This is a genomic window from Pseudomonadota bacterium (assembly GCA_039815145.1).
Taxonomy (GTDB): Bacteria; Pseudomonadota; Gammaproteobacteria; order Steroidobacterales; family JBCBZW01; genus JBCBZW01.
This window is the reverse complement of the sequence record JBCBZW010000177.1, coordinates 1-8,848: the sequence shown is the minus strand read 5'-3', so window position 1 is coordinate 8,848 and position 8,848 is coordinate 1. Positions and strand designations below refer to the sequence as shown.

Sequence of the window (8,848 nt, the reverse complement as noted above, 5' to 3'; positions counted from 1 at the left end):
TTTCCGCGCTACTCGCCGGAGCACATCGAGGAGAACGCCCGCCTGGTGGACACCCTGACGCGCATCGCCGACGACGCGGATCTGACCGTGGCACAGCTGAGCCTCGGCTGGCTGCTGGCGCGCTCACCGCGCGTGGTACCTATCGTGGGTACTAAGCGCGTACGCTACGTGGAGGAGAACGCCATCGCCGCTCGCGAACCGCTCGCGCCGAGCATCGTGGCGGCCGTCGACGCGGCATTCCACGCCGACGACGTGCGCGGCGAGCGCTACCGCCCCTCGGCCATGGCGCGCCTCGGCGGCAAACCAGAGCGCTGAGGGCCGTGGGCTCCCAGCACGCAGAACAAGGAGACTTCCCCGTGACCGCATCGCCCGTCACCACCTTCCTCGCCATCGCCCTCGCGCTTCTCGGCGCATTCCCCGCCTCGGCCCAAGACGAACCCAGGAAGTTCACCCCCCGCGAAGCCGCCGAGCTGCGCTACGCCGACAAGCTCGTGCAACGCGGCTACCAGTACATGGCGGGTGGGCGGTGGAAGCTGGCGCGCAAGGACTTTCGCGAAGCCATCAAGTCCACCACCGTGGTCTACGGCGACAACACCTCGCGCAACGCCGAGCTCTACGTGCTGATCGGCCGCACCCACTACACCCAGGCGGTCGCCGATACGCGGCGCGACCCCGGCCCCCTTACCGCCGCCCGCGAAGCCTTCGCCAAGGCCATCGCCATCTACGGGGAACTCCCGCCACCGCAGAACGAGCCGCTGCTCGATGCCCATGCCCAGTACGGCGATCTCCTCCAGGTGGCCTCAGACCACGATGCCGCCCGCGAGCAGTACCTCAAGGCCTGGGACCTCCTGGTGGAGAAGACCAGCGAGCGAGCCGCCAACGACTACTTCCGACAAGCGCAGAACCTGTTGGATCTGCGCCCCACCAAGGGCTACCGCTCCTCGGAAGACCAGATCGTCTGGTTCACCTTCGAGATCTCCGCCGACGGGCGCATCCGCGACATCGAGGACAAGGGCTCCACCGCGGGCCGCAAGCTCATGAACGACATGCGCAACATCCTGGACCGGGCGCGCTTCCGTCCACGAATCGTGGCCCGCGAGCCAAAGGCTATGCTCGGCTACCTCAAGCTGCGATTCCCCAACGACGGCAGCCGGCCGCAAGACCTCCCCAATGGCTAGTCGCCGCATGTGCCGGGCCCTGGCAGCGCTGGCGCTGTGCGTCCCGGCCTTCGCCTACGCCGCAGACGAGCCCGCCTGCATGAACGCAGAGCAGCGCGCGCTGCTCGAGGCGATCAACGACGCCCGCGCCAAGGCCCGGGAGTGCGGTAAGCAATCCATGCCCGCAGCGCCGCCCGTGCGCTGGCACTGCAAGATCGTCGCCGCCGCCGAGCGCCACAGCGAAGACATGGCGAGCAACAGCTTTCTCGCCCACGAGGGCTCCGACGGCAAGCGCGTGTTGGGCAGGTTGCGAGCGGCAGGCTACTCACCGCAGGCCTGGGGCGAGAACGTCTCCGCGGGACGAGAGCAGGCGGCGCCAACGGTCTACGCGTGGCTCGAGAGCCCCCAGCATTGCGTGAACCTCATGAAGCGCGCCTTCACCCATGTGGGTGGCGCGCGCGCGGTCAACGCCGACAGCTATTACCGCTGGTACTGGACCGTCGACTTCGCCCAACCCCGTCGCTAGGGCTAACTCAGGACGCTAGGTCGCCTCTTCGCGCAGCCACATCAGCGCATCGTCCCAGAGCGCGCTGCCCACGCCGTCGCGGAAGAACCCGAGGTGACCGATCTCGCGCACACCCACCGCCTGCGGTGACCACCAGCGCTGGGTGACGTCGGCGGCAGCGAACAGCGGCATCAGGCCGTCGACGTTCTCACGCGTCGCGATCTGATCGTCCTCGAACCCGTAGGCCAGGATGGGACAGGTGAGGCGATCGAAGTGCACCTCACCGAAGGGCTTGCCGTCGAGGGACGCGCGGCGCCCGCTGCCGTCGAGGAACGCGGCGAGGTAGTCCGGCTCCATGCACCAAGAGCCCCATTCGCGGGCCACACCGGTCGGTAAGTTCTCGCCCCACCCGATCTTCTTCGCCGGCGCGTAGCCGTAGACCGGCGACACCAGCGGCAGGTAGAAGCGGAACAGCCCGTAGGCGAACCAGCGGAAAGGCCAGGGCATCCCTGCCCAATAGCCGGTGGAGACGGCGACGAAGAGGGCAGCACGCACGCGCTCCGCGTTGTCGGCGAAGCCGAGTTGCTGGCCGCCCGTGGAGTGCCCGACGACGGTCAGCGGCGCGTGCGGGTAGCGTTGCGTCAGCCAGTCGATGGCACTCGGCACGTCGCGTTGGCCCCAGTCGCGGTAGCGGGCCGAGTAGCGTCGCAGGGAGGTGGGCGCCGAGTCCCCGATGCCACGGTAGTCGTAGGTGAGGGTAGCGAAGCCGCGCTTGGCCGCGTGTTGCGCGAAGCGACGATAGAAGCGGCGCGGAATGCCCGTGCCGGAGTTGATCAGCAATGCCGTGTGGCAGGTGTCGGACGGTTCGTGCAGCGTACCCGTGAGGCGGGCGCCGTCGCGCGCCGTGAGCGCTACCGGTTGCTCGAGCGTGGGGGGCATCAGTTCGCCCGGGCTTTCGCCGCCTTCATGAGGTCCGCCCACTGGGGATACTCGCGCCAGGCATCCGCGTCCCACACCACCTCGAGGTCGGGGCGGGCCTCGGCCTCCGACACCCCCATGCGCAAGGTGCGGTAGAGGTACACGAACGCCGACGCGCGGTAGTTGGCCATGCAGTGGACCAGGGTCTTGCGATCGGCACGCGCGTCCATCACGGCGAAGAACAGATCCAGATCTTCCAGCGTGGGCGAGGACCAGGGCACGGGAATGTGCATGTACGCGATACCCTCGGCGGCGATGCGCGGACCGTCGCTCGCATTGTGGTCCTCCTGCACCGTGGCCAGGTTGACCACCAGCTCGAAGCCGGCCTCCTTGAGCTCGGGCACCTGCGGCGCCATCACGTGACCGCCCGTTGACAGGGAGTCATCCACCTCGTGGTAATTGTGAATCTCGCCGAGGTCAGCGAATCCGCGGACACTGACGAGAATGAGACCAGCGGTGAGCGCCAATCGGCTAACGATCCTATTCACGGCGAGGTAACTCCGTCTTCGTGGTTCGGGGGTGATGGCGATGGCAAGCAGGCTTCGACACGGCGAACGGCAAGCCCTCGCCGATCGCACTCGCGGTACGCCGCCGCCATGCGTGCCAAGCCCTCTCGAAAATGACGCCCCTGCAACAGGGTCTCGATGGCCTGGCGCAGCTCGCCGACCTTGGCGCGCTCCAGATCGAGGCGCAGACCCAACTGATGGTAAACCACGCGTGCGGCATTTCCATACTCATCGAGGCTTCCGCCCGAGCACACGAGCATCGGCACCTGCGCCAGCACTGCCTCGTTCACGGTGGCGATACCGCCGTGGCAGACCAGCGCCTGGGCCGCTTTCAGCACCTCCAGCTGAGGCACGTAGGAGGCGGCGTAGACGTTTTCTGGCAGGGGTGCCAGATCGCTGATCTGCAGGCGTTTTCCGTGGGCGATCAGGAGATCGAAGGGCGCTCCATGAGCCGCGTCGCGCACCCGGCGCAGAAAATCTGGCAGGGAGAGGATGCTGCCCATGAGGCAGGCCACGAGGGGGCGCGATCGGTCGCGAGACGAGAGGTAGCGACGCACATCGTCGATCGCGTCGCCCTGGCTCGATTCCGCACGGGCCGTCTGCACCATAGGACCGACGTACGCGGGATCCTCGCCGTGGCCGGGGAACTGCAGCGCCCCCGAGTTGAGGTACAGGTGGGTGAGCTTCGGGTAGGTCAGGATTGGCCAATGGTCTGTTCGCACCGTGTCGCGCCAGTCCAGCCGCTCGCGACGGGCGATGCGCTTCCAGGCGCTGAGGTCGTCTTTGCCCCGTGCACGTAACGCCCCCAGCGCGAGTCGCGCCCGTCGACGCAGCAGCAACGACCACCACTGCGCGGCGCCGCGCAGGCGGCTCATCGCGCCCTCCCCCGGCACGATCGAGGAGGTGGGCGGCGGCAACCCGGGCCGCCGGCGCGGGGCGATGTGGTACTCGAGAATCAGCGGCCGAACGCCGAGCCCCAGCAGTTGCAGAATGACGGCGTGGTACTCGGAATCGACCAGCACGAGATCCGGCCGCCAGGCATCGATCAGGGCTTTGATACCGAAGCCCTGGAGCGCCGCCTCGAAGCGCGCCTGACGGCGCGGGCCTGCACCGACCGTCTCGCCGGCCACCGGGCCTTCGCCCAGGGCCATGAAGGCCACTCCCTCCTGCGCCACCCGATCCGCGATCGCATGGCGGGCGCTCGCCAGGAGCACCGTGTGCCCGGCGGCGGCGAGCCTCTCCGCCAACGCTAAGCAAGCGTTTAGGTGACTGGTGATGCCGACGGTCACCAGCGCCAGGCGTGCCATCAGGGAGCGGTCGCCTGAGGCGCGGTGGCGATCGCCCGCCAGGCCGCGGCGATCAGCGCGATGTCCGCCAGCACGCGCACGGCCACCAGCATCGCCACCATCGCGAGGGCATCGACCCCGAGCGCGGCCCCCGCCCCCACCACCACGAACTGCCCCAGCAACACCGCTGACTGCACCTTCATCGGATCCTGCTGACGACGCAGAATCACCAACACCTCCGACGACGGCGCGCTCAACCACTGGGTGAACAGGAGCACGGCCATCAACTGCGCGTAGGCGCCCGCACCCGCCCAGGTCTCACCCATCAGGGCGCTCATCAGCCACGGCGCGGCCACCATGAGGCCGACGGTCGGCAACCACCCGATCGCGGCCAGCGCCAGCGTGCTCTTCCACCAGGCACCGCGCAGGGATCGTCCCGCCTGATGGATGCGCGCGCCGCGCTGGTTGAAGGCGCGCCGTACGGAGATGGCCAGCACGTTGCCGGGCGCCCCCACCAGGCGCACGGCCATCGCGTAGAACCCCACGGCCGCGCTCGAGTAGAGCGCGGCCAAGGCGAGCTGCGGCAGCGCCTGCGCCACCGCGCGCAGGAAGGTGGTGGGCATGCTCAGCAGCGGGAAATCGCGGTAGGCGAGGATCGGTTGACTCACCTCGGCGAAGCGCGCCGGCGGCCGCCAGGCACCGACGTCCGCCGGCAGGCGCCGCCCGATGAGCAGCAACTGCACCAGCGCACCGACGAGGAATCCGGTGATCAGCCCCGCGGCGGAAGAGCCCAAAGCCAGGCCCGCCCCGATGCGGGTGGCACCGGTGGCCGACGCCCGAGACACCTGCCCCGTGGCGATGATGGCGAACTGCTTCTCACGCGTGTTCCAACCGTTGATTAGCGCGGTCAGGCCCAACACGAAGACGAGCGACGGCACCACCCACCACCAGCGCCGCAGATCCACCGCGACGCTGCCGTCGAGGGGGCCTGCCAGCAGGGCCATGCTCAGCGTCAGCAAGGCGCAGAAGACCAGCAGCCAGGTGGTGGCGCTGTGCGCCAGCGCGCGGGCTTCCTCGTGGGTCTTGGGCAACGTCAGCGCCTTACCCAATTGCAAGGTGGCCACGGTCACCAAGGGTTGCGCCAGGGCCAGCAGCGCCGCCATCTCGCCGAAGTCCGCGGGTCGAAACAGGCGCGCGATGATCGGCGTGAGCAACAGCGTGATCAGCATCGCGCCCGTGCCACCGCTGGTGAGCACGGCCACGCTGCGGGCGAAGTCCACATCGAAGGGCAGCTTCGACAGCAGCGAGCGTCGCCTCGATGAGTTGGTGCCCTGGTCTTCCATCATGCCCTCGAGGCCGCTGTGGTCTGCGCCCGGCGCGGCCCCGAGCATACCGCGCCGCGCCGGCGACGCGGTCGATCAGATAGGCAGAAACTCAAGGCCGAAGGCACGCTCCACCAGCCAACCCAGGGCCAGCAGGCCGATCACGGCGGAGCCTACGGGGAACAGGAAGCGCAGGTAGGCGGCGGTGCCGCGCAGGGCGAACAGCACGGGGAAGATCACCAGGATGACCGCCACCTGACCGATCTCCACGCCGATGTTGAAGCCCAGAAGATCGATGACGATGTTGCTGCGATTCTGGATCTTCTCGGCCAGCACGCTGGCGAAGCCGAAGCCGTGGAACAGCCCGAAGCCGAACACGAGCAGGCCCATGCGCTTGTGCAGCACCGGGAACAGATTGTTCACCGCCGCCACCACCACCGAGGCGGCGATCACCGACTCGACGAAGCGCGAGGGCAGGCGCACCACATCGAGCGCCGCCAGCGACAGGGTGATCGTGTGCGCCAAGGTGAAGAGGCTCACAATCTTGACCACGTTCCACAGGGCGGGCCCGAAGTCGTGCACCGGCGCCCAGCCCTCGGGCTCGCGGCGCAGGAGCACCGCCGGCAGGATCAGCGCCAGCAGGAACAGGATGTGATCGATGCCGATCCAGATGTGCCAGATGCCGGAGCCGATGAAGGTGACCAGGCTGGTCCACGGCGAGAGTGCCGTGACGTCGATGGTGCGTTCGTTTTGGTCCGGGGAGAACGAGAGCGTGGTCTCCTCGCCGGTGTCGACGCCCTTACCCTTGGCGTTGGTGGGGATCACCAGAAAGCCACGGTGGCGATCGTCGACGTCGAACAGCAGGTCGTAGCGCAGGCGTAGCACGTCCGGCACCGCGCCCGGGTCGCGCACCTCGTAGAGGTAGGCCAGGTACTTGCCCTCGGGGTAGCGGCGGTACTCGTAGCCGGTCCAGTCGATGGTGTAGTCGCCCTCGGGCGTGCCGATCGCCACCCGTGATTCGATGTAGGCGAGGATCTCGTCGATGCGCGTCTGCGCTTCCCCCTCGCTGAACTTGCCGTCGCCGTCCGCGTCGAGGTCGAAGGCCTTGTCGAGGTCGTCCAGGGTGATCTGCAGTTCCCCATGCAGGCGATCGAGGCCCACGTTCAGGAAGATGTAGCCCTGCCCCAGAGCGTGTCCGTGGGACACGCCCGCCATCGTCAGCCCTAAGCACAGGCAGGCAAGTGCAGCTCCTAGGGAGCGGTTTTTCTTATTGCTTTGCTTCATGTCTCTCTTTCTCGGCACTTCGCAGCCACCGGTCGAGGCCGGCAGCCAGGTGTTCTCCGGCCGTCTCGTTGATCAAGTCCACGTGGCGGCGTGCGCCCGCGATCAGCTCCAGGTGCACGGTGCCGCGCACCTTCTCGCCCCAGGCCTTCGCCGTCTCCTCGCGGTAGACCTCGTAGGTCTCCGGCAGGATGAGGGACAGGTCGCCGTCGTAGGCGGGGTAGCGATAGCGCGCGCTCATGCGGCGGTAGTGCTGACGGTCGCGATAGCTGATCAGGGACGCGGGGGTGTTCTGATGTTGGCGGATGAAGGTGAGCAGGGCGAGCAGCAGGCCCAGGGCGACCGTCACCAGACCGCCGATCGAGTAGGGGGCGGTGCGCGCCAGGCGCTCGGCGAAGCGACCGCGGTCGAGGCGTGCCACGAAGCGCGGCGCGAGGTTCTCGATGGTCGCAAGGTCGGCGCCGGTCTCCACGTTGATCCGATAGAGCTTGCCCGCCTCCACCTCGAAGGCACCGACGCCGCGCTCCGCCGCGGGCAGGCCGAGCAGACCGAAGCTCGCAAAGTAGCGATCACTCTGGCCGAAGGGCACGCGCAGCAGGATCCGGCGCAGACGACCGGGGAGGGTGCGCGGCCCCGGATCGATGTAGGCGTAGTCGCGCACATCGCCGCTCGCGATCATGGCCGCGTCCTCGCGCAATGCCTGCCAGCGCAAGTCCAGAGCCAGGGGCTGCTTGACCGGCAAGGCCGCGCGGCGCAGGGCCGCCAGCGGCAAGGCCTTATCCACTTCGAGCGCTAGCTCGACGCGCCCGTCCTCTTCGGCGATGAAGGTGCCGCCGTCAGCTTGCGAGGGCGTTAGCTCCAGCACCAGGGGTCGCCAGGTCGGCTGGTTGAGCACCCACCCCGCACCGATCCACACGGCAAGGCCGAGGGCCAGCAGCGCGCCTGACACGCCGTAGAGCACCCGCGAGGTCTGGCGCGTGCGCGAGAAGTAGGCATCGAGCAGGCGCATGCGCCAGGTGCGCAGGCGACCCTTCAGGATTCGTCCCATCCACTGCAGGCCGCCGCCGCCCACGCCCTTGGTCTTCATCTCCTCACGGCGCAAGCGCCATTGCTGGCGGTAGTAGTCCGCGCCCGCCGGCGGCGGCGGATCGCACAGGGCCAGGGACACGTCCTCGCCCTCGCCGCGCAGACGGCAGGCCATCTCGTAGGCGATCTTGCCGCCGAAGGAAAAGCCGCAGAGGCGATAGGGCCCTTGGGGTTGCACCTCGCGCACCTCATGGAGGTAGCGCTCGGCCATGGTCTGCACCGAGTTGCCTTCCGAATCGCGATCGGAGAGGTGGGTGAAGGCCAGGTAGACCGGCTGATCTTCGCCCAGGTGTCGGGCGGCCTGGCGCGCACCGCCGTGCACGCAGATGAGCGGTGGCCGCGCCCCCTTAGGCTGCACGGGGATTAGCAGCGGGGTCCGCGCGCGGGGGCCGCCTTCCTCGCGCAAGCGCTGCGCCAGCGCGCCCAAACGTGAGGCTTCGAACAGGGCTGCCAGGGGCAGGCTGCGGCCGAAGCGGCGCTCGATCTCGAGCATCAAGCTCACGCCCGCCAGCGAGTGTCCGCCCAGTTCGAAGAAGTCATCCTGCGGCACCACCTGCTCGACGCCGAGGAGCTTGCGCCAGATCGCGGCCAGGTCGCGCTCCGTGTCGTCGGCGTAGGCGATCGGCGCGGTGGCAGTCGCCGCCGTTGCCACCACCGCGGGCAGGCGCTGACGATTGACCTTTCCATTAGGCAGGCGCGGCAGCGTCTCCAGCATCTGAACGTGCGT

Annotated in this window: 9 protein-coding genes; 3 read left to right on the top strand and 6 right to left on the bottom strand. The window is 68.5% G+C overall.

The window, feature by feature from the left end; translation table 11 throughout:
• The 3 genes from AAF184_23315 to AAF184_23305 all read left to right on the top strand — a co-directional run.
• On the top strand, positions 1-315 hold a 315-nt coding region (locus AAF184_23315), incomplete at its 5' end, for an aldo/keto reductase (GenBank protein ID MEO0425285.1).
• Positions 316-356: 41 nt separating this feature from the next.
• Positions 357-1,178: a tetratricopeptide repeat protein gene (locus AAF184_23310; GenBank protein MEO0425284.1), complete on the top strand. Its 822-nt coding sequence runs from the start codon at positions 357-359 to the stop codon at positions 1,176-1,178.
• Complete coding sequence (locus AAF184_23305) at positions 1,171-1,683, top strand: CAP domain-containing protein (GenBank protein MEO0425283.1); 513 nt, start codon at positions 1,171-1,173, stop codon at positions 1,681-1,683. The genes AAF184_23310 and AAF184_23305 overlap by 8 nt, the downstream gene beginning before the upstream one ends.
• Before the next feature lie 15 nt (positions 1,684-1,698).
• On the opposite strand, the gene AAF184_23300 is transcribed toward AAF184_23305, so the two are convergent.
• The 6 genes from AAF184_23300 to AAF184_23275 form a co-directional block, all read right to left on the bottom strand.
• A complete protein-coding gene (locus AAF184_23300; protein ID MEO0425282.1) occupies positions 1,699-2,601 on the bottom strand; it encodes an alpha/beta fold hydrolase in 903 nt (300 codons plus the stop codon).
• A complete protein-coding gene (locus tag AAF184_23295; GenBank protein ID MEO0425281.1) occupies positions 2,601-3,128 on the bottom strand; it encodes a protein tyrosine phosphatase family protein in 528 nt (175 codons plus the stop codon). Before AAF184_23295 ends, AAF184_23300 begins: the two co-directional genes overlap by 1 nt.
• Positions 3,125-4,453, bottom strand: coding sequence for a nucleotide disphospho-sugar-binding domain-containing protein (locus AAF184_23290; protein ID MEO0425280.1), 1,329 nt, complete (start codon positions 4,451-4,453; stop codon positions 3,125-3,127). The genes AAF184_23295 and AAF184_23290 overlap by 4 nt, the downstream gene beginning before the upstream one ends.
• Positions 4,453-5,823 carry a lipopolysaccharide biosynthesis protein gene (locus tag AAF184_23285; protein ID MEO0425279.1) on the bottom strand — a complete coding sequence of 457 codons (1,371 nt, stop codon included), beginning with the start codon at positions 5,821-5,823 and terminating at the stop codon, positions 4,453-4,455. The genes AAF184_23290 and AAF184_23285 overlap by 1 nt, the downstream gene beginning before the upstream one ends.
• Positions 5,824-5,850: 27 nt before the next feature.
• Positions 5,851-6,960 carry a HupE/UreJ family protein gene (locus tag AAF184_23280; GenBank protein MEO0425278.1) on the bottom strand — a complete coding sequence of 370 codons (1,110 nt, stop codon included), beginning with the start codon at positions 6,958-6,960 and terminating at the stop codon, positions 5,851-5,853.
• Between the two features lie 61 nt (positions 6,961-7,021).
• A partial coding sequence (locus tag AAF184_23275) for a thioesterase domain-containing protein (GenBank protein MEO0425277.1) occupies positions 7,022-8,848 on the bottom strand: 1,827 nt, incomplete at its 5' end.